The sequence below is a fragment of the Burkholderia sp. MSMB1826 genome, from assembly GCF_001526325.1.
In the GTDB taxonomy this organism is placed as follows: Bacteria; Pseudomonadota; Gammaproteobacteria; order Burkholderiales; family Burkholderiaceae; genus Burkholderia.
On the sequence record NZ_LOYN01000015.1, the window covers coordinates 238,948 to 258,310 of the forward strand.

General features: G+C 67.5%; 18 protein-coding genes. 6 read left to right on the plus strand and 12 right to left on the minus strand.

The window, feature by feature from the left end; translation table 11 throughout:
* Window positions 1–12 precede the first annotated feature (12 nt).
* Complete coding sequence (locus tag WS95_RS08030) at window positions 13–1,053, minus strand: bifunctional nicotinamide-nucleotide adenylyltransferase/Nudix hydroxylase (RefSeq protein ID WP_034204405.1); 1,041 nt, start codon at window positions 1,051–1,053, stop codon at window positions 13–15.
* Between the two features lie 192 nt (window positions 1,054–1,245).
* Between WS95_RS08030 and WS95_RS08035 the strand changes: the two genes are divergently transcribed.
* The 4 genes from WS95_RS08035 to WS95_RS08050 all read left to right on the plus strand — a co-directional run bounded on the left by WS95_RS08035 (window position 1,246) and on the right by WS95_RS08050 (window position 3,727).
* Window positions 1,246–1,698, plus strand: coding sequence for a type II toxin-antitoxin system RatA family toxin (locus WS95_RS08035; protein WP_034204404.1), 453 nt, complete (start codon window positions 1,246–1,248; stop codon window positions 1,696–1,698).
* Between the two features lie 245 nt (window positions 1,699–1,943).
* Window positions 1,944–2,708, plus strand: a complete 765-nt coding sequence (locus WS95_RS08040) for an N-acetylmuramoyl-L-alanine amidase family protein (protein ID WP_059823210.1) — start codon at window positions 1,944–1,946, stop codon at window positions 2,706–2,708.
* Between the two features lie 54 nt (window positions 2,709–2,762).
* Complete coding sequence (locus tag WS95_RS08045) at window positions 2,763–3,152, plus strand: lysozyme inhibitor LprI family protein (protein WP_034204402.1); 390 nt, start codon at window positions 2,763–2,765, stop codon at window positions 3,150–3,152.
* A 47-nt stretch (window positions 3,153–3,199) separates the two neighbouring features.
* Window positions 3,200–3,727 carry a GNAT family N-acetyltransferase gene (locus WS95_RS08050; RefSeq protein ID WP_059823211.1) on the plus strand — a complete coding sequence of 176 codons (528 nt, stop codon included), beginning with the start codon at window positions 3,200–3,202 and terminating at the stop codon, window positions 3,725–3,727.
* A gap of 25 nt (window positions 3,728–3,752) precedes the next feature.
* On the opposite strand, the gene WS95_RS08055 is transcribed toward WS95_RS08050, so the two are convergent.
* The 11 genes from WS95_RS08055 to WS95_RS08105 all read right to left on the minus strand — a co-directional run bounded on the left by WS95_RS08055 (window position 3,753) and on the right by WS95_RS08105 (window position 16,546).
* On the minus strand, window positions 3,753–5,099 hold the full coding sequence (locus WS95_RS08055; RefSeq protein ID WP_059823213.1) for a glutamine synthetase family protein: 1,347 nt from the start codon (window positions 5,097–5,099) through the stop codon (window positions 3,753–3,755).
* A 149-nt stretch (window positions 5,100–5,248) separates the two neighbouring features.
* The gene (locus tag WS95_RS08060) at window positions 5,249–5,806 is read right to left on the minus strand and encodes a helix-turn-helix domain-containing protein (protein ID WP_006490367.1); all 558 of its coding nucleotides are present in this window, start codon (window positions 5,804–5,806) and stop codon (window positions 5,249–5,251) included.
* A gap of 17 nt (window positions 5,807–5,823) precedes the next feature.
* A complete protein-coding gene (locus WS95_RS08065) occupies window positions 5,824–7,113 on the minus strand; it encodes an NAD(P)/FAD-dependent oxidoreductase (RefSeq protein WP_059823215.1) in 1,290 nt (429 codons plus the stop codon).
* A gap of 234 nt (window positions 7,114–7,347) precedes the next feature.
* A complete protein-coding gene (locus WS95_RS08070) occupies window positions 7,348–8,562 on the minus strand; it encodes a porin (protein ID WP_059823217.1) in 1,215 nt (404 codons plus the stop codon).
* A gap of 67 nt (window positions 8,563–8,629) precedes the next feature.
* On the minus strand, window positions 8,630–10,411 hold the full coding sequence (locus WS95_RS08075; RefSeq protein WP_059823219.1) for a tannase/feruloyl esterase family alpha/beta hydrolase: 1,782 nt from the start codon (window positions 10,409–10,411) through the stop codon (window positions 8,630–8,632).
* A gap of 223 nt (window positions 10,412–10,634) precedes the next feature.
* Complete coding sequence (locus WS95_RS08080; RefSeq protein WP_059823541.1) at window positions 10,635–11,342, minus strand: substrate-binding domain-containing protein; 708 nt, start codon at window positions 11,340–11,342, stop codon at window positions 10,635–10,637.
* 14 nt (window positions 11,343–11,356) lie between these two features.
* Window positions 11,357–12,040 (minus strand): 4-carboxy-4-hydroxy-2-oxoadipate aldolase/oxaloacetate decarboxylase, encoded by a 684-nt coding sequence (gene ligK, locus WS95_RS08085; RefSeq protein WP_059823221.1) that lies wholly within the window; start codon window positions 12,038–12,040, stop codon window positions 11,357–11,359.
* Window positions 12,041–12,042: 2 nt separating this feature from the next.
* Window positions 12,043–13,068 carry an amidohydrolase family protein gene (locus tag WS95_RS08090; RefSeq protein ID WP_059780657.1) on the minus strand — a complete coding sequence of 342 codons (1,026 nt, stop codon included), beginning with the start codon at window positions 13,066–13,068 and terminating at the stop codon, window positions 12,043–12,045.
* 73 nt (window positions 13,069–13,141) lie between these two features.
* On the minus strand, window positions 13,142–14,491 hold the full coding sequence (locus WS95_RS08095) for an MFS transporter (protein WP_059823542.1): 1,350 nt from the start codon (window positions 14,489–14,491) through the stop codon (window positions 13,142–13,144).
* A 132-nt stretch (window positions 14,492–14,623) separates the two neighbouring features.
* On the minus strand, window positions 14,624–15,928 hold the full coding sequence (locus WS95_RS08100) for a gallate dioxygenase (protein WP_034204393.1): 1,305 nt from the start codon (window positions 15,926–15,928) through the stop codon (window positions 14,624–14,626).
* 78 nt (window positions 15,929–16,006) lie between these two features.
* Window positions 16,007–16,546, minus strand: coding sequence for a hypothetical protein (locus WS95_RS08105; RefSeq protein ID WP_156444455.1), 540 nt, complete (start codon window positions 16,544–16,546; stop codon window positions 16,007–16,009).
* Window positions 16,547–16,990: 444 nt separating this feature from the next.
* Here WS95_RS08105 and WS95_RS08110 point away from each other — a divergent pair, with 444 nt between their 5' ends.
* Window positions 16,991–18,244 carry a LysR family transcriptional regulator gene (locus tag WS95_RS08110; RefSeq protein ID WP_034204391.1) on the plus strand — a complete coding sequence of 418 codons (1,254 nt, stop codon included), beginning with the start codon at window positions 16,991–16,993 and terminating at the stop codon, window positions 18,242–18,244.
* 167 nt (window positions 18,245–18,411) lie between these two features.
* Window positions 18,412–19,350 (plus strand): NAD(P)-dependent oxidoreductase, encoded by a 939-nt coding sequence (locus WS95_RS08115; RefSeq protein ID WP_059823222.1) that lies wholly within the window; start codon window positions 18,412–18,414, stop codon window positions 19,348–19,350.
* The last annotated feature ends 13 nt before the right edge of the window (window positions 19,351–19,363 follow it).

Here is a 19,363-nt window from a genome sequence, read left to right on the forward strand (position 1 = left end):
GGAATCAGCGCGTCACAGCTTCCCCAGGAAGTGATACGCGATGTCGAAGTGATCCTCGAACATCACGTTGCGCATCTGCGCGAATTCGTTGAGCGGAACCCAGCGCGCCTTGTCGGCATCGTCGCTGCCTTTCACGCGCGGCAGCTCGCCGGTCGGAAAGTTGAACAGGCACGCATGCGTGATCGTGCGGCCACGCAGCGAACGCGTCGGGTGATCGAATACCTGGCGATCCTTGATCGAGCCACGCAACACGGGCTCCGGCAGCTTGAGGCCGGTTTCCTCGCGCAGCTCGCGGATGCAGGCGGCATCGAGCCGCTCGTCCTGGTTCACGAATCCGCCCGGCAACGCCCACAGGCCGCGGCCCGGTTCGCTGCGGCGGCGCACGAGCAGGATGTGCCCGGAGTGCACGACCACCGCGTCGACCGTCACGAACGTGACGGGATATGGCGCGGCGGCCCAGGCCTTGCGGTACGCGGCGATGAATTCCGCTTCCGACTTCAGTTGCGCGAATTCCGGCTGCGTACGGAAACGCTCGAGCCAGCCGAACACCGGCTCCGGTACGGCCCACTGCACGAAGCTGTTGGTTCGTTCGGCGAAATACTGGTCGCGGATTTCGGTGGCGGAAATGTCTTCCGTCGCGTCGACGTCGACGAGTTCCCATTGCGGGAACATCCGCAGGTAATACGACGTGGCGTCCTTCTCGTGGCCGATCAGCCCGACCTTGCGCTGCGCGATATCGCCGAGCGCGGACGCGACGGCCTCCTGCACCCAGCGCACCCAGTCGCCGTCGTTGTAGGTCGAATCCTGCAGCGGCGCGATCGTCACGCGGTCGCGCTCGGACGTATCGAGCAGCGAAGCCAGCATCTGGCGGCGCTCGTCGAACGAGAATGGATCCTTGATGGTGCGGGGCTTGTCGGTCGACCCGATCAGCACGCACACGCGCTCGGCCCGGCTCAGTGCCGACTTCAGCACGTTCAGGTGACCACGATGCGGAGGCTGGAAACGACCGATGAAAACGAGCGCGTCGAAGCGCCGGTTCTGTTGCGTACTCATGAGGCTCCCTCAAGAGATTGAAACGCTCCGGGTCTGTCCCGAAGGGTTGAAATGAATCCTAGGGTAATTCCCGAGATGCGTCAATCGAGCGTATTCGAGCACACGCTCGACTTGACGAAGTCTGACGAAACACGTGTTTTTGGCGCGGTACACTCGATCGCATCCCAATCCGCGCCGCTGGCGCCCGCCCTCATGAGGATCTCAGTCAGCCGGACCGTCGGGGTCGATCGCAGGCGCCTGTTCACGTGGTCGCAGGATTACGGACGGCGGCTCGTGTGGGACAACTTCCTCGTCGATGCGTATCTGCTCGACGGAACGACCGCCGATGTCGGCGTCGACGCGTTCTGCCGCAGCCAGTCGGGCGCGACGATGGTGTCGCGCTACATCTCGTACCGTCCGCCGCAGGTCGCCGCCGTCGAAATGGTCGAAGGGCCGAAGGTGCTCGAACGCTTCAGCGGCAGTTGGAACTTCACCGAGCACACGCCCGGATCGACCGAGGTGAAGTTCACGTACCACTTCCGTGCGCAGCCGTCCTGGCTGCGCTGGCTGCTCGAACCGCTGATCGGCGCGTTCTATCTCGTGCAGACGCGCCGGCGTCTCGATTCGTTCAAGCGCTGGGCCGAGGCTGAAGCGCTGCCGCACTGAGCGGCGCGCGCCGCCGGCCTCACGCTGCGCGCGAGCCATCCCGGCATGCGCGCGACGCCCTTGACGCCATGCCCGCAGCCCCGGCGCGGCTGGCTGAGCCTCCGCTTTCGGCCGGTGCGACAACGGTCGTTTCGTCATTGCAGCGCCCCCACCACCCGCTATAATCGCGCGACATTCCGACTGCATTGAGCAGGCCGACGGTGGCGCGCCGATCGACGCGCCGTACGCCCGCCTCGACAACAACAATGACGCATCGAACCCTCCGACGCCTTCGCCCGCTCGTGCGCGCCGCCGCGCGCGTGCTCGCGTGCGCCCCGCTGCTCGGCGCACCGCCGGCGCTGCACGCTGCCGATACCGCCGGCACGCCCGTGACCGAGCCCGCGACCGGGCGCCATATCGTCGTCGACACCGGTCATACGCCGGCGCATCCGGGCTCCACCGGTGCGAGCGGCCGCGTCGAATACCTGTACAACCTCGAGCTGTCCGGCGCGGTCGCCGACACACTCGCCGCGCATGGCGACCGCGTGCTGCGCACGTCGGCGGACGGCCGCGAGATCGCGCTCGATCAGCGCTCGACGCAGGCGCCCGATGCGAACCTGTTCGTGTCGATCCATCACGACTCGATGCAGCAGCAGTTCATCGACGCGGGCCGGCAACGCGAATTCCGCGGCTTCTCGGTGTTCGTGTCGGCGCGCAATCCGCACTATGCGCAGAGCCTGCGTTGCGCGAAGGCGATCGCCGAGCGGCTGGTCGCGGCCGGCGAACGGCCTTCGCTCTATCACGCACAGCCGATCCGCGGCGAGAACCGCCCGCTGATCGATCCGTCGCTCGGCATCCATCGCTTCGACGATCTCGTCGTGCTGCGTACCGCGCCGATTCCAGCCGTGCTCGTCGAAGCCGGCGTGATCGTCAATCCGGACGAAGAAGCGCGGCTCGCGCGGCGCGAGACGATCCAGCGCCTGTCCGCCGCGATCGCCGGCGGCATCGACGCATGTACGACACCCGAATAAACGACATCATCGCCCGTCGGATTCGACGGTTTTCACCCAGCCAGGAGCATCACCATGAAGAAGAAGAATCTGCTCGCCTCCTCCGCATTGCTCGCACTCGCCGTTCCGTTCGCCGCGCACGCGGCCGGCTGCGGGAAGCCGCGCAGCGCGTTCGACCAGGTGTATTGCACGAGCACGCAGTTCGCGCAGTCCGACCGCGATCTCAACGACGAGTACGGCCGCCTGCGCAAGCAACTGAGCGGCGATCAACAGGCGACGCTGAAGGCCGGCCAGCTCGCGTGGCTGAAACAGCGCGACGCGCAGTGCAGCGAGACGCGCGGCAGCAGCTACCTCGTCGATATCCAGTGCGCGAACGACATGACGCAGTCGCGGCTGTCGTTCCTGCGCGAGCGTGAGCGCGAATGCTCGAGCACCGGGTGCGTGACGTCGAAGCTCGGCGAGTAAGGCTGGGCAATCACACGGTATACCGCAACCGATCGCACGGGGCACGCATGACACCGAACACGACGACGATCGACATCCGCGCGGCCACATCCGCCGACGCACCGACCATCGCCGACATCCACGTCGCGTCGTGGCAGGCCACCTACACGGGCATCATGCCGGCCCCGTTCCTCGCCGGTCTCTCGGTCGAAAAACGCACGACCTTGTGGCGCGGCGCGCTCGACGCCGGTCGCCCGCGTGTCGCGCTCGCGTTCACAGGCGACGACGCGGCAGGCTGGATCGCCTATGGTCCGACGCGCGACGCCGACAAGGATCGTGCGTGGGGTGAAATCGAAGCGATCTATCTGCATCCGGCGCATTGCGGGCGAGGCATCGGCGCCGCGCTCGTCGAGCACGCATGCCGATCGCTGCACGCCGTGGGCCACGCATGGGTCTCGCTCTGGGTACTCGTCGAAAACCGTCGAGCGAGAGCATTCTATGAACGCGAGGGCTTCGTCTCCGAAGACGACATCAAGACCTTCGAGATCGACGGTACGCCGATCGAAGAAGTGCGCTACTGGCGCGCACTGCCTTGACCGGCTTCGTCGCCATGCGCGGCACTCACAGAAACCACCGATACTCCCGCGCCCCGATCTCGTTGCGGAAATCCAGCTCCTCCTGCCGCTTGTTCTCGCAGTACACCATCACGAACTCGCTGCCGAGCCCGTCGCTCACGGCCGGATGATCCTGCATCGCGGCGACCGACGACAGCATCTCCTTCGGAAAATCGATGCCGCTGCCGCGATCCTCGTTGAGCGGTGCGATCGGCTCGAGCCGCGCATCGAGCCCGTACTCCATCCCGCTGAGGATCGCCGCAAGCACCAGGTACGGGTTCGCATCCGCGCTCGCGAGCCGGTGCTCGATCCGCAGATTGCCCGCATCCGACTCGGGAACCCGGATGCACGCGTCGCGATCCTCGAAACCCCAGCTCGCGCGGCTCGCCGCGTTCACCATCGACCCGTAGCGCCGGAACGCATTGTGATTCGGCGCGAACACGGGCATGCAATGCGGCAGCAGCGCGAGGCAGCCGGCCACCGCATGCCGCAACGGCCGCTGTCCGTCCGCGGCAAGCAGGTTGCGCCCCGCCTCGTCGTACAGGCTCACGTGCACGTGCATCCCGCTGCCCGGCGCGTGCAAGTACGGCTTGCCCATGAAGCTCGCGCGATAGCCATGACGCAACGCGACGCCGCGCGTGCTGCGGCAGAACAGCGCCGACCAGTCGGCCGCGCGCAGCGCGTCGTCGGTATGCCCGAAATTGATCTCGAACTGACCGGGGCCGAGCTCCGCGGTGATCACCGTCGCATCGACGCCCTGCTCGCGCGCGGCGTCGACCATCTCGTGCAGCACGTCGGAAAAGCGCGACAGGCGTTCGATATGCATGTTCGGCTGATCGTCGCGATCGTCGCTCAGGCGGTCGCGCGGATACTGCGGCATGCCTTGCTCGAGCTGCGCGGCGAACAGGTAGAACTCGAGCTCGAATGCGACGACCGGCCGGATGCCGCGCGCCGCGAACCGCCGCAGCACGCGCGCGAGCACCTCGCGCGGCTCGAATTCGATCGGGGAGTCGGTGCCGTCGGAGCTGATCAGCATCTGCGCGAGCGGCTGCCGCTCCCAGCGCACCGGCTTCAGCGTGCCGGGAATCAGGCGGCGCGGCGCATCGGGATCGCCGTCGTTGAAGCAGTAATCGCCGATCTTGTAGAGGCCGCCCTGCGTGCCGAGCAGCACGCAGTTCTGCGGCAGCTTCAGCAGCGCGCCCGCCGCGATTTTCTCGAGCGCATCGATCGGATAGCGCTTGCCGTAGAAATGCCCGGGGAGATCGAGGCAAATCAGGTCGACATAACGGATCTCGGGGTGCGCCTGCCGGAATGCGCGGACTTCACCGACCAGCGCGGGAACGACGTCAGCCATGTCTCATCCTTTCCATGTCTCGTATGGCGGCGCCGCAGCGCGGCGAACCGGATTCATGCGGCGCGCGCAACGCACACTGCATGTCGATCAGTACTGCAAACAGGCTGCGTGGCGCAGCGGCCTCCGATACTGCCGGCCGCGCTGGCCACTCAGGTGAACACCCAGATCACGCGGGTCGGCGCGTCGGTCAGGTTCGCATACCGGAAGCGCTTGTGCGCGGGAAGCTGAAATGCATCGTTCGGGCCGAGCGTAACCGGCGTGTCGTCGCCGTCGATCCAGATCGTCAGTTCTCCTTCGAGCACGAAGCCGCCCTGCTCGTCGCTGTCGTCGACCGGCCGCTCGCCGCTGCTCGCGCCCGGCCCGAGATGGCTTTCGAGAATCGAGAAGCGCGAACGCATGTTCGGCGACACGAGGATGTCGGTAATGCCGGCCGCGTAATACACGGTGCGGCGTTCGTCGGGCCGCGTGACCCACGGCACGCTGCGCGGCTTGCTCAGGCTGTAGAAATACGTGGTCGGCACACCGAGCGCCTCGCCGATCGCGGTGAGATCCGCGACCGTCGGACGCGACAGCCCGCGCTCGACCTGCGACAGAAAGCCGACCGAGCGGCCGATCCGTTCGGCGAGATCGTTCAGCGTGACCTTGCGATGCTTGCGCAGGTCGCGGATCAGGATCGCCAGACTTTCTATCTCTTCCTGTTCGTTCATGATGGATTCCGGTGCAATCAAACGGTATCGCGCAGACGGTACCAGGCCTTGCCGATCGCTTCGAGCGGTGCGGCCAGCCGGTCGCCTCCCGGAAAGCGCGGGTTGCGGATGCGCTGGTACTGCGCGAGCAGGCGGGCGTCACCGAGCACGGCGTCGGCCACCGCGCGCGCACCGGCGAGCGTCGGCAGCACGCCGTGCCCCGAAAAACCCTGCAGCCAGAAGCGCTGCCCGTGGCGGCCGATGTCCGGCGTGCGGCGCATGCTGATGTCGATGTGACCGCCCCACGCGTAGTCGAGCGGCACGCCGGCGAGTTGCGGGAACACGCGTTCGAGGTGCGGGCGCGTCGCCGCCGCGATATCGGCCGGGATGCCGCCGAGATACGTGCAGCCGCCGCCGAACAGCAGCCGATTGTCGGGGCTCAGGCGGAAATAGTCGGGCACGAACTGGTTGTCGATCACGCAGCTGTTGCGCGGCAGCAGCGCACGCGCGACGTCGGTCGCGAGCGGCGCCGTCGCGACCTGGTACGTGCCGACCGGCAGCAGCCGGCGCGCGAGGTCGCGGTCGAGCCGGTCGACGTACGCATTGCAGGCGAGCACCAGCACGTCCGCACGTACTTCGCCGCACGCCGTGCGGGCGACATGGCCGCCCGCCGTCTCGCGACAGTCGAGCACGCGGCTCCGTTCGAAGATGCGGCCGCCCGCGCGCTCGATCGTCCGCGCGAGGCCGAGCGCGAGCTTCAGCGGGTTCAGGTGGCCGGCCTCCGGATCGTGGAGCGCGGCGAGATAGCGCGTGCCGCCGATCCATTCAGGTATCTCGTCACGCCCGATCAGGCGCAGTCGGTCGTAGCCCCACCGCTCGGCCGCCTCGTCGCGCGCTTGCGCCAGCATCGCGACGCGCCGCGGCCGCACCGCGGCCCACAGGCTACCGGGCCGGTAGTCGATGTCGAAACCGTGCCGCGCCGGCAGTTCGCGCACCTCGGCCGCCGCCCACCGCATGCTGTCCCACAGCAGGCGCGCGCCGTCGCGGCCGAGCGCCTCCTCGAGCGGCTGCATGTCGCACGACCAGCCGAGCAGCGCCTGTCCGCCGTTGCGGCCCGATGCGGCCCACGCGACGCGGCTGGCTTCGAGCATGACGACGCGCTTGCCGGCAAGCGCGAGCCGCAGCGCCGTATGCAGACCGCTGAAGCCCGCGCCCACGACCAGCACGTCGGCGTCGATGCGTTCGTCCAGCGCCGGCCGATGCGGGATCGGCGCCGGATAGGTACCGGCGTAGTAGCTTGCGACGTGACGGTCGGACTGCACGAACATGCGGGCTCCCGTGAAAATTTCGCCTTGAAATTTCATGAAAAACTAGCATGACAATTTCATGCGGGCAAGCGGGGGACCGATGTTCGTGTCGTCAGGGAAATCGTCCGACGAACTACAGTTGCGCGCTGTTTATCCGGTTTCGGCGCGATTCGACAATTCGCAGGGCCAGGCGCGTGTCTACGCCGCGCGTACGTATCGCCGCCGTTGTCCGGCGCCGGAACGCGCGCGGCGCGGTTAAAACCGGTGAATGATGCCCGCACCGAACGCGAACTGGTTCCCGGTCGACGACGGCGCGGAGTTGAACCCGTCACCCAGCGTCGCGGTCGCGTCGACGATGCTGCCCGCGCCGCTCGTGCCGAGCGTCTTGCCCTTCGCGTGCTGATACGCCTCAAGCAGGTACAGCCCCGTGCGCTTCGACAGCGAGTAGTACTGCGACAGGTTGAACTGGTGATACTGCGCGCTGTCCGTGATGCCGTTCGCCTCGGTCGCACGCGTGTACGCATAACCTGCGCCGAAATCCCATACAGCCGACGGCTTCCAGTGCAGCACCGCACCGGCCGTGTTGAAAATCGCGGTGTCGACGAACTTCGACGCCGTGCCCGGGATGTATTGGGTGTTGGTATACGTGGCCGTCGCATCCCACGCGTCGCTGAACCGGTAGCTCAGGCCCACCGCGAACCGCTGCTGCGCCTTCGCGGTCTGGTAGCCGTTCGTGAGCGCCGACACGCCCACCTGCGCGCCGCCGTTCGACGTCGTCGAATTCGCCCCCCACGTGCCGCCGGCCGTATTCGAATTGTTCACGCGCTCGAACGCGACGCCGACACCGAGCGGGCCGGCCGCGTACTGGATGCCGGTTGCCCATGTCGAACCAGCATTGGTGCTGCCGGCCACGCCGCCGAACGAATACGAGCCGCTCAGCGTCAGCCCGTACCATTTCGGCGACGTGTATTCGAGCGTGTTGTTCGCGCGGTAAATCGTGTCGAGCCCGTCGACGTCGCCCGGGTGCGCGCCGTAGTAGCCGGTGATCCACGTCGTCGGGCTGAACGCCGACATCGTCTGGTAGTACGACGCGTACTGCCGTCCCGCGCTCAGCGTACCGTAGGTCGCATGGGTCAGGCCGACCCACGCCTGCCGCCCGAACATCGCATCGGTGTACTGCGTCGCGCCGGTGCTCGAGTTGAAACCCGATTCGAGCGTGAAGATCGCCTTCGTGCCGCCGCCGAGATCCTCCGCACCCTTCAAGCCGAAACGGCTGCCGGCCCACACGCCCTGGTTCATCCTGACCACCGACTTCCCACCGCTCGTCGAGCCGAGCACCGTCGCGTTGCTCTGGTAGCCGATCCCGTTGTCGACGATCCCGTACAGCGTGACGCTGCTCTGCGCGAACGCTGGTGCAGCCGCCGCCATCGCGATGGCGGTCAGCGCGACCCGTGATGCCTGCTTCTTCATCGATCCGTCTCCTTCCTTGCCTTGTTGAATGTATGAGTTGTCGTGATCGGCGCGTACCGCCGTCGGGTCACGGACGATACGCGTGCCAGCCGTTTCCGCCCTTGCAAACGAGTTGCGAACCCTGGGCCTGACATTGCGCTTCGTAACCCGGCGAGTACAGCCATTCGCCGGCCCAGTGCAGATCGACGAACGGGTCGGCCTTCGGCGTATCGGCGACGAAGTTCGCCGCGTCGTCGGTGCTGCCCGTGCCCGTGTAGCGCGCGGTAGCCGGATACGGGAACACCGGACGCGTGCGCGTCGTATTACCGTTTCCGTCGACGATCGATGCCACGATCCGGCCTGGCGTCGCCCCCGTCTCGGTCCACGCCATCAGCGGCGACAGGATGTCGAACACGTTCGGCCCCTGCCCGCCGCCGCAGTGCGCAACGCCCGGGAACAGGTAGAAGCGCGCGAAGCGGTCGACTCTTGCGTCGCCCATGTAGCGCTTCATTGCTTCGTAGTACTCGATGCTCGATCGCGGCGAGATATGCTGGTCTTCCAGACCGTGCCACATCAGCAGCTTGCCGCCGCGCCCGGCGAACCGGCTCAGGTCAGGATCGGTCGCGGCCAGGTAGTTCGACACCGGTACCGTCTTCGCGAATCCGTCGAGCGTGAACTTCAAATCGCCGATCGCGGCGGACGGATACGATGCGTTGTAGTAGTCGAGATAGCGCAGGAACGGCAGCACGAAGCCGATCGTGCCACTCTGTGCGGTGGCAGTCGCCGGCACGAACAGCGTCCAGTTCAGCTCGGAGCCCCATTCGCGCGAGACGAGCGGCTCGAGCCGCGTACCGTCCGCGGTCGTCGCGCCGTCGTGAATCCGGCGGACGACGTCGGCTTCCTGCGGCGTCAGGCAGGTCGCGGTGGACTGGCCTTGCGCGCAGACGATCGTCGCGGGATCGAACCGACACGCGCGCGGGTTGTCGATCACGCCGTCGACCACGCCATCCAGCCCGTCGCATGCCTTCAGCACGGCCGCGTGCAGCATCGGCAGCTTGCCGGCGAGCAGGATCGCGTTGCCCGTCTTCGGGTCGGTGTTGACCGCGTTCGGCCATGCATGGTGGAACGTGTTCTGCACGATCAGGTCGTTCGCCGGCGCACCGGCGGCGATGCCATCGAAATCGTCGGGGAAGCGCTGCGCCTCCATCAGCGCCTCGCGGCCACCGTCCGAGCAGCCGTCGAAGTACGCATAGCGCGCGGGCCGTGCATAGAACTTGCCGATGATCGCCTTCGCGACCTGAGCCGTTGCGTGTTCGGCGCGGTATGCGAAGTCGAGCTTCGCCTTCGGGTCGAGCGCCCAGGAGCCGTCGTTGCCGCCTTCGTGGCCTATGTCGGTCGCGGCCATTGCGATCGTCCCGTTCGTCACCGGCACGCACGTCGATGCCATCGGCGCGTTGACGGACAGGTTGCCGCACAGACCACCGCAACCGGTCTGCAGGTAACGCTGCGTCCAGCCCTGCGTCGGCAGCTGCAGTTCGAACAGCGACGCGCCCGGGCCGATCGTACCCTTCACGTCGCACACCGGCGCCGGCAATGTAGTGTTACCGACGACCGTGCCAGCCGGCAGCAGCACCGCCGACGTGATCGTGACGGTGCCGTCGGTCGCGCCGCTTAGGTCGAGCGCCGCGACCGACTGGCACGACATCGCGGGCATCACCGCGGGAAGATTCGCGAGTCCTGCGGCGCTTGCTGCATTCGCCGCACTCGGCCAGCCCGTCAACGCAGCACACAGCCATACGATGCCGATTGCCAGCACCCTGGTCAGCGCATCGCACCTTACGCGTGCCGCGCGACGCCATGCGCGCCCCATCCACCCTGCCCTGCATTTCGTCTGCATGCTTGTCTCCTGTCTTTTGCTGGATATGCCGCTCGCCCGGGCCGGGCGGCACGGCGAGCTGTATTGATTCTTCGATGGATCGCGCGATCCGGATCGTCACTCACCACTTCATCAGCATAACTAACTCATCGCGGGAATCCGTTGCGAAGAACGGCGAATCCCATCCGATTCGCTTATCGATCCGGTCGTATCGGCGTCATGCAGGCTCCATCCCGTATTCCCGCTTGATGTGTGCGGCTTGCGGCGACGCCAGATACGCGACGAACCGCGCCGCGGCCGCGCGATCGTGCGCGACGGCCAAGACTGCGGCGGCGAACACCGTCACCGCCTGCGCCGCGGCGGGCAGCGCGCCGACAATTTCGACACCCGGCACGTGCATCAGCTCGCTCATCTGCTGAAAGCCGATTTCGACGTCGCCGGATGCGATCAACGCGCCGACCGGCACGCCGGGCGAGACCTGTACGATGCGCGGCGCGATCGCGTCGGCGATGCCCCAGCGGGCGAACAGGCGTGTCAGGTGCGTACCGCTCGGTCCGGTCGAATAGCCGATCCGGCCAGCGCTCAGGATCGCATCGCGCAACGCAGCTTCGGTACCGATGTCCGGCCGCGGCGCGCCGCTCGCGACCGCGACCGCGATGCCCGATCGCGCGACGTCCACGCGGCTGCCCGGCTCGACGTGGCCATCCGCTGCGAGCCGCTCGATCGCATCGGACGCGAGCACGACGACATCGAACGGCTCGCCGTCGCGCACTCGCCGGGCAGCGTCGACGCCGCCCACCGACGTGATCGCGACGCGCGTGCCCGTGTCGCGCTCGTAAGCGGCGGCGAGCCGCGCGAGCACCGGCCGCGTCGCCATCGACGAAATGCCCGTGACGGCCACAGCCGCTTCCGGTGTCTGCATCATCGCGTCCGCCCGCATCAGTCGATGTAGCGCAGGCCGGCCTGCCGCAGCGGCTCGCGCATGTCGTACATGTCGAGGCCGAGCACGCCGGACGCGAGCTTCGCGCGCTTCGCCGCTTCGTTCGCTTCGCGGGCCGCCGCCTTCTCGAGCACCTGCGCCGCGCGTGCGGCCGGCACCACGGCCACGCCGTCGTCGTCGGCGACGATCACGTCGCCGGGGTGAACGAGCGCACCCGCACAAACGACGGGCACGTTCACCGAACCGAGCGTCGCCTTGATCGTGCCTTTCGCCGAAATCGCCTTGCTCCAGACCGGGAACTGCATCGCCTCGAGCACCGCGACGTCGCGCACGCCGGCATCGATGATCAGCGCGTGCGCGCCGCGTGCCTTGAAGCTCGTGGCGAGCAAGTCGCCGAAATAGCCGTCCGTGCAATCCTCGGTGATTGCCGCGACGACCACGTCGCCGGGCCGGATCTGTTCGGCTGCCACGTGCATCATCCAGTTGTCGCCCGGATGCAGCAGCACCGTGACGGCCGTACCGGACGCGTGCGCACGCGGATAGATCGGCCGCATGTAGGGCTTCATCAGCCCCGTGCGGCCCATCGCCTCGTGCACCGTCGCCGAGCCGAACGCGCCGAGCCGCGCCGCCGCATCCTGGTCCGCACGCTGGATCGTGCGGTACACCACGCCTAGTTCAGTCATGATCAAAGCCCCTTCGCCTTCAGTTGCGCATCGAGACGCGGATACACGCGCCGCGCATTGCCTTCGTAGATCTTGTGACGCGCTTGCGCATCGAGCGACGACGCGTCGATGTAGCGCTTCGTGTCGTCGTAGTAGTGACCGGTTTCCGGATCGATGCCGCGCACCGCGCCGATCATCTCGCTCGCGAACAGGATGTTGTCGACCGGAATCACGCCGGTCAGCAGATCGATGCCGGGCTGGTGATACACGCACGTATCGAAGAACACGTTGTTCAGCAGATGGTCTTTCAGCAGCGGCTTCTTCAGTTCCTGAGCGAGCCCGCGGAACCGTCCCCAGTGATACGGCACCGCGCCGCCGCCATGCGGGATCACGAAGCGCAGCGTCGGGAAATCGCGGAACAGGTCGGAGGTCAGGCACTGCATGAACGCGGTAGTGTCGGCGTTCAGGTAGTGCGCGCCGGTCGTGTGGAAGCACGCGTTGCAGCTCGTGCTCACGTGGATCATCGCGGGAATGTCGTACTCGACCATCTTCTCGTAGATCGGATACCAGTAGCGATCCGACAGCGGCGGGCTCGTCCAGTGGCCGCCGGACGGATCCGGATTCAGGTTGATCGCGACGTTGCCGTATTCCTCGACGCAGCGCACGAGCTCCGGAATGCAGGTCGCGATATCGACGCCCGGGCTTTGCGGCAGCATCGCGGCCGGCACGAAGTGATCGGGAAACAGGCGATGGACGCGATGGCACAGCTCGTTGCACACGGCCGCCCACGTGCTCGACACCGCGAAGTCGCCGATGTGATGCGCCATGAAGCTCGCGCGCGGGCTGAAGATCGTCAGGTCGAGGCCGCGCTCGCGCATCAGCCGCAGTTGGTTGTGCTCGATCGATTCGCGCAGTTCGTCGTCGCCGATGTTCAGCTCGGCCACCTTCGGTTGCTCCGACGGACTGCCGAGCGCCGCGATCTGGCGATTGCGCCACGCTTCCAGCGCCTTCGGCGCGGTGGTGTAGTGGCCGTGGATGTCGATGATCATTGATGCTCCTGCGTTTGATGAGGTGTCCGGCACCCTGCCGACGACCGCGCCGGACGGCGGTGTGCGACGTGCGTCAGTGCGCCGGGTTTTCGAGTTCCTGCGGTTCGGGTGCGGCCGCACGCTGCGTCGTCATGATCGCGATGGCCGCCAGCACCGCCGGCACCGCGAGCATCGACAGGATCGCGTCGAACTTCCAGCCGAAACCGAGCAGCGCGCCGCCGATCGCCGAGCCGAAGATGCTGCCGAAGCGGCCCATTCCGAGCATCCAGCTCACGCCAGTTGCGCGTGCAACCGTCGGATAGCGACCGGGCGCATACGCGTTCAGCCCGGTCTGCGCGCCGCTCATGCAGAAGCCGGCCGCGAACACGAGCAGCGCGAGCGACGACGACAACGCACCGGCCCATGCGAGCAAGGCCACGCACAGCCCGCCGCCGAGATACGCGATACCGATCACCGGCGCCGGCCGTACGCGATCCATCAGCCAGCCCACCCCGATCGCGCCGATCGTGCCGCCAATCTGGAACATCGCCGTCACGTTCGCGGCCGTGCTGACGGACAGGCCCGCGTCCTTGATCAGCGTCGGCAGCCAGCCGGTCAGCAGATAGATCACCAGCAGCCCCATGAAATAGGTGATCCACAATGACAGCGTCACGCGGCCATAGCCTTGCGAGAACAGCACGCCGATCGGCTTGCGCGTCGGCAGCGGCGGCTCGTTCGACACGAACGTCTCGTCGCCGCTGAATCGACCGCCACACACGCGGTTCAGCAGCGCGCCGATGCGCTGCGACGGCGCGCCGTGCACGGCCAGCAGCCGCGCCGATTCGGGCAGCAGCCAAAGCTGAAGCGGAATCAGCAGCAGCGGCAGCGCGCCGCCGAACAGCAGCACGGCGCGCCAGCCGTGCAGCGGAATCAGCCAGCCGGCAACGAAACCGATCAGCGCCGAGCCGAGGTTGAAGCCGGTAAACATCACGGTGATCATCAGCGCGCGCATCCGCTGCGGGGCGTACTCCGACAACAGCGTCGTCGTGTTCGGCATCGCCGCGCCAAGACCGATGCCGGTCAGCAGCCGCAGCATCGCCATCTCGAACGGCGAGTGCGCGTGCGCGGTCAAGATCGTGAACACGCCGAACAGGAACACCGACGCGATCAGCACGCGCTTGCGCCCGAACCGGTCGGCGCTCGGGCCGGCCAGCAGCGCGCCGATCACGAGTCCGATCGGCGCCGCGCTCATCACGAGGCCGAACTCCGGCCGCGAGATCGCCCAGTCGCGAATCACCGACGGCGCAACGAATCCCATGATCGCGACGTCCATCCCGTCGGCGATCACGACGAGGCAGCACAGCACGACCAGCAGCCACTGGTAACGCGACACCGGCCGCTCGTCGATGAACGACTTGATGTCGATTGTCTTTCCACTTGCCATCATGACTCTCCTGTCTCCTTGGCGACGATCGACCTATCGATTCGTCATCCTATTTATAGGGTTTGGCACGCTTCCGGCGTGTCGGCCTCCCGGTCCCGCAGGCGCCGCGATCCCGGGCGCCTTCGTCCTGCGTTACGTGTTGCCCGGCGTGTCCGCGCCGTCCCAGCCGAGCGGCCCGGCGCTCTTGCCAGCCACCGAGTACAGCGCGCCCGGCGCGTTGCGCGTGCGCTGGAAATCCTCCAGCGATTCGCCGCGCATCGCCGCGTAGATATGCAGGTTCGATACGCCCGTCACCGCGCCGAGCTTTTCGAGCAGGAAGAAGATCACGCCGTAGCGCAGCAGGCCGAGCCAGTCGCGCCGGCGGATCAGGTCGCGCTCCTCCGTGCTGAGGTCCGCCGCGGCAAAGCTCGCTTCGGGGTCGCTCACGAACTGCGCGCGATGCGCGGGCTCGATCATCCGGTGCAGATAGTCGTTGATCCGGTACGCACGCACGGCCCGCTCGATCGTGAACGGATAGGTGCCGGGCAGTTGCTCGACGCCGGCGAGTTCGGCCGCGATCCGCTGCCGGTGGCGCTCGGCCGCTGCCTCGTCGACGTCGGTGTCCGCCGGCTCGTAGACGGCCGTCGCAATCCCCGTCATCGAGGGCAGGTAGTAGCCGCGGTGCCGGCACACGACGCCCGCCGGCAACGCGCCGCGCATCGTGAGCCACATCACGACCTCGGCGCCTTCGAAGCCGCCGAGCGCCGCGTATTCGCCGAGCGGCATGCCAGCCAGGCGCTCGGGGTCGCGCTCGAGCAGATCGAGGAAACGCGCGTCCCATTCGGGATTGTTGAAGCCCGAACGCTCGCCATGCACCTGATGCGACAGTCCTCCGGTCGCGACGATCGCGACGCGCAGGTCCTCCGGAAAGCTTTCGATCGCACGGCGCAGCGCCTGGCCGAGCCGGTAGAAGCGGCGCGCGGACGGCACCGGCAACTGCAGCACGCCCATCTGCAGCGGCACGAGTTGTACCGGCCAGTCGGGGCGGTGCGGACACAGCACCGACAGCGGCGAAAAGCAGCCATGGTCGAGCGGCTTGTTCTGGAAGAACGACATGTCGAACTCGTCGGCCATCAGCGACTGGCCGATATGCGCGGCGAGTGCAGGATGGCCGGCGACCGGCGGCAGGTCGCGCGCGCCGCCGCCTTCATCCGCCGGATGCCACTGCGGCCCGACGCCGAGCGAGAACGCCGAGTAGTGATCGAAGAAGAACGACGTCACGTGGTCGTTGTAGATGAACAGCAGCACGTCGGGACGCTTGTCGGCGAGCCACGCGGCCAGCGGCGCGAAGTTTTCGAAGATCGGCGCCCAGACCGGATCGTCGCGCTTGTTCTTGTCGAACGCGAACCCGATCGTGGGCGTGTGGGAGGCCGCGACGCCTCCGATAATCCGTGCCATGCCAATGCTCCTTCGTGATGCTCTGATGCGGTCCGGCCGTGCCGGCCGTTGCCGATTGAATGCGTGCGCGTTCGCTCGCTACGCGCGGCCGTCCGGCTGCAGCGCAAGGCTGCGCTTGACGACCAGCGCGAGCGGAACGGCGAATACGAAATGCGACATGAACCCGCCGATGATCACGTTCGGGTCGAAATAGTCCGGATGATTGCTCGACGCGATCATGATCAGCGCGTGCATCACGATCCATGCGACGATCGCGAAGAACAGCGCGACGAACGTCGCCTCGAAGCCGCGCCGGCGGAACCACGGCCAGATCGCCGCGAACACGATGCCCCACGACAGCGCGAACACGAAATGGATCGCCGTGCCGATGAAGTATGCGCCGATGCCGAGCGCGTCCTGTGCGGCCTTGCCGAACACGAGCCCCGTCGCGTTGCGCGGGATGCCGGCGAGCGGCATCAGGTGCTGCGCGCCGACCCACACGAGCGCCTCGTAAACCCAGATCAGCACCGCGCCCGCGAAGCCGCCGCGAATGCCCGCGCGGATCGTGTCCGACAGCCGCGTGCTGCGCGCCGATGCGCCCGCCGATGCGCCGGCTCCAATGATGTGCTGTCGTCCCATTACGCTGCCTCGCTCGTAGTTGCAGGTGCCGCGCCGCACGCCAGCCCCTTTTCGTGATCGGACGAACAATGAATCAGATGGCGGTCCGATGTGCCGGCAACCGCGTGCTTGCGGCGCCCGGGATTGAAATTACTCAGGCGCAGGCGATGCAACACAGTCAGGGCAAACCCTTATATTTTGGGGAGGCCGCCTATCCGGCAGGCTTTCAACCTGCATGCGAATCGCGCCTCCGATGGCTCGGAAGCCCACCGGATATGGCGCGCACGCGTCGGCGTTCGGCGGCGCATGCGCCGCAACCGGTCGCCCGGCGATTCGCAGCCGATAAATAAAATAGATGGATCGACAAGCACGACGCAAGCTGCGCGGCCACCGTTCCGGTAAAGTCGTTCAACCCGCTGCATCGCCTGCGCGGACCGTACGGCGACGCACACTGCCCGAACGCCCATGGACAACACCGAACTTCCGAATCTTGCCTGCCTGTACGCGGTGCGGCGCGTTGCCGAGACGGGCAGCGTGAGCCGCGCCGCCGCGACGCTCTTTCGCGCGCAGTCGGCCGTCACGCGCGCGGTGCAGGAACTCGAAACGGCCGTCGGCGCGGCGTTGTTCGATCGCAAGCCGTCCGGCATGCTCGCAACGCCGGTCGGTCGTGCGGTGCTCAAGCGCGGCGAGCGCGTGATCGCCGAACTTGGCGCGCTCGCGAACTGGTGTGCGCTGCGCCAGTCGCGCCGCCGCGCGTCACCCGACAGCGGCCTGCCCGCGTACCTGCTCAACACGCGGCGGCTCCAGCTGTTCTCGACGCTCGCACGGCACCGGCACATGCCGAGCGCCGCGCGTGCGCTCGGCGTCACGCAGCCGGCCGTCAGCAGCGCGATCAGGATTCTCGAGAGCGGCGCGGGTTTCGCGCTGTTCCATCGACATCCGCGCGGCCTGCTGCTGACGGCCGACGGCGAGACGTTCCTGCTGCACGTGCGGCGCGCGCTGAACGAACTGCGGCACGTCGCGGACGACGTCGCCGCGCTGCACGGCAGCATCCAGGGCATCGTGACCGTCGGTGCGCTGCCGCTCGGCCGCACGCTGATACTGCCCGAAGCGGTCGCGCGCGTCGTCACGCGGTTTCCGAAGGTGCGCGTGATCACCGACGAAAGCGCCTACGAGGCGCTCGTTGCCGGCGTGCGCGCGGGCGACGTCGACTTCATCCTCGGTGCGTTGCGCACGAGCGATCCGGCGAGCGACCTCGAAAACGAGCGGCTGATGTCCGAGAACCTCGTCGTGCTCGCGCGGCACGATCATCCGCTCGCCGGCGTCCGGAACCTCGGGCTCGCGAGCCTCGCCGGCGCGCAATGGATCCTGCCGCGCAGCCACTCGCCCGCGCGCGGGCTGTTCGAATCGCTGTTCCGGCGCATGAAACTCAAGCCGCCGATGCCGACGGTCGAAAGTGCCGATCTCGCGGTGATTCGCGGCCTGCTGCTGCATAGCGACATGCTCGCGGTGCTGTCCGCGCAGCAACTGCGCTACGAATGCGACGCGGGGTTGCTGGCCGTGCTCGACGTGCCGATGCGCGAAACGGCCCGCGACATTGGCCTGATGACACGCACCGGCAGCCCACCGTCGCCGGCGGCACGCGCGTTGATCGATGCGATCCGTGTGGTCGCGACCGAAGTCGCGCGCACGCCGCACGCTACGGCCGCTGCGCGATAACGAAAGCGCATGGCTGCCGCGCCGGATTCGCATCGCACCCACCCCATGCGTTGCCGCACAATTCGGTCGATATACGCTGCGGCTGCCGGCCGAAGCGCGACGCTGCCATCACGCGTCGCGATACCGGACGCCCAGCCCGCGCCTCACCTTCATCAGGAGCGACACGCATGATCGACCCGACGATAGCGTTCATCGGTTTCGGCGAAGCGGGCAGCCTGCTCGGAGGCGCACTCGCCGCGCGCAACGTCCGCGTGACGATGTACGACCGGCAGCTCGACGATGCAAGGACGGCGAGCGCGATGCGCGACAAGGCCACGCGCGTGCATGTCGAAGCCGCGTCGACGGTCGCCGCCGCGATCCGCGACGCGCAATGGATCGTGTCGGCCGTGACGGCATCGTCCGACGCGGAAGTCGCCGCCGCGGTCGCCGCGCACATCCGGGCGGACCAGACGTTCATCGACCTCAACTCGGTATCGCCGGCACTGAAGCAGCACGGCCAGCAGCTGATCGAAGCCGCCGGCGGCCATTACGTCGAAGCGGCGGTGATGGCGCCCGTGCCGCCGCACGGCCTCGCAGTGCCGATGCTGCTGGCCGGTCCGTCGGCCGATGCGGTCGCACGCGAGCTGACCACGCTCGGCTTCGCTGCACAGGCCGTGTCGACACGCGTGGGCGCCGCATCGGCCGCGAAAATGTGCCGCAGCGTGATGATCAAGGGAATCGAGGCGCTCACCGTCGAATGCCTGAGCGCGGCCCACGCGTATGGTGCGGACGCGCTGGTGCTCGCGTCGCTGCGGCAGACCTTCGACACGTTCGCGACGCGGCCCGACCTGCCCGGCTACCTGATCGGCCGCGTCGCCGAGCATGGCCGCCGGCGCGCGGCCGAGATGCGCGAAGTGTGCGACACGCTGCGCGAAGGCGGCGTTGCGCCGGAGATGAGCGAGGCATGCGCTCGCGTGCAGGACGGATTCATCGACAGGATGGCTGCCCGCGGCCTCGACTACCACGCGCTGCTGCCGTTCGACTGGAAGGCGGTGCTCGACCGGTTGGGTAATCGGCCGGTGTCGGCGCCGACACCGCCCAGGTACGGCGCCGGTCGCGATGACTGACCGGCGGCAGCGT

Excerpts from the sequence above, each read along its gene's own strand:
- WS95_RS08030 (WP_034204405.1), bottom strand. The coding sequence starts at position 1,053 with ATGAGTACGCAACAGAACCGGCGCTTCGACGCGCTCGTTTTCATCGGT.
- WS95_RS08035 (WP_034204404.1), top strand. The coding sequence starts at position 1,246 with ATGAGGATCTCAGTCAGCCGGACCGTCGGGGTCGATCGCAGGCGCCTG.
- WS95_RS08040 (WP_059823210.1), top strand. The coding sequence starts at position 1,944 with ATGACGCATCGAACCCTCCGACGCCTTCGCCCGCTCGTGCGCGCCGCC.
- WS95_RS08045 (WP_034204402.1), top strand. The coding sequence starts at position 2,763 with ATGAAGAAGAAGAATCTGCTCGCCTCCTCCGCATTGCTCGCACTCGCC.
- WS95_RS08050 (WP_059823211.1), top strand. The coding sequence starts at position 3,200 with ATGACACCGAACACGACGACGATCGACATCCGCGCGGCCACATCCGCC.
- WS95_RS08055 (WP_059823213.1), bottom strand. The coding sequence starts at position 5,099 with ATGGCTGACGTCGTTCCCGCGCTGGTCGGTGAAGTCCGCGCATTCCGG.
- WS95_RS08060 (WP_006490367.1), bottom strand. The coding sequence starts at position 5,806 with ATGAACGAACAGGAAGAGATAGAAAGTCTGGCGATCCTGATCCGCGAC.
- WS95_RS08065 (WP_059823215.1), bottom strand. The coding sequence starts at position 7,113 with ATGTTCGTGCAGTCCGACCGTCACGTCGCAAGCTACTACGCCGGTACC.
- WS95_RS08070 (WP_059823217.1), bottom strand. The coding sequence starts at position 8,562 with ATGAAGAAGCAGGCATCACGGGTCGCGCTGACCGCCATCGCGATGGCG.
- WS95_RS08075 (WP_059823219.1), bottom strand. The coding sequence starts at position 10,411 with ATGGGGCGCGCATGGCGTCGCGCGGCACGCGTAAGGTGCGATGCGCTG.
- WS95_RS08080 (WP_059823541.1), bottom strand. The coding sequence starts at position 11,342 with ATGATGCAGACACCGGAAGCGGCTGTGGCCGTCACGGGCATTTCGTCG.
- ligK (WP_059823221.1), bottom strand. The coding sequence starts at position 12,040 with ATGACTGAACTAGGCGTGGTGTACCGCACGATCCAGCGTGCGGACCAG.
- WS95_RS08090 (WP_059780657.1), bottom strand. The coding sequence starts at position 13,068 with ATGATCATCGACATCCACGGCCACTACACCACCGCGCCGAAGGCGCTG.
- WS95_RS08095 (WP_059823542.1), bottom strand. The coding sequence starts at position 14,491 with ATGGCAAGTGGAAAGACAATCGACATCAAGTCGTTCATCGACGAGCGG.
- WS95_RS08100 (WP_034204393.1), bottom strand. The coding sequence starts at position 15,928 with ATGGCACGGATTATCGGAGGCGTCGCGGCCTCCCACACGCCCACGATC.
- WS95_RS08105 (WP_156444455.1), bottom strand. The coding sequence starts at position 16,546 with ATGGGACGACAGCACATCATTGGAGCCGGCGCATCGGCGGGCGCATCG.
- WS95_RS08110 (WP_034204391.1), top strand. The coding sequence starts at position 16,991 with ATGGACAACACCGAACTTCCGAATCTTGCCTGCCTGTACGCGGTGCGG.
- WS95_RS08115 (WP_059823222.1), top strand. The coding sequence starts at position 18,412 with ATGATCGACCCGACGATAGCGTTCATCGGTTTCGGCGAAGCGGGCAGC.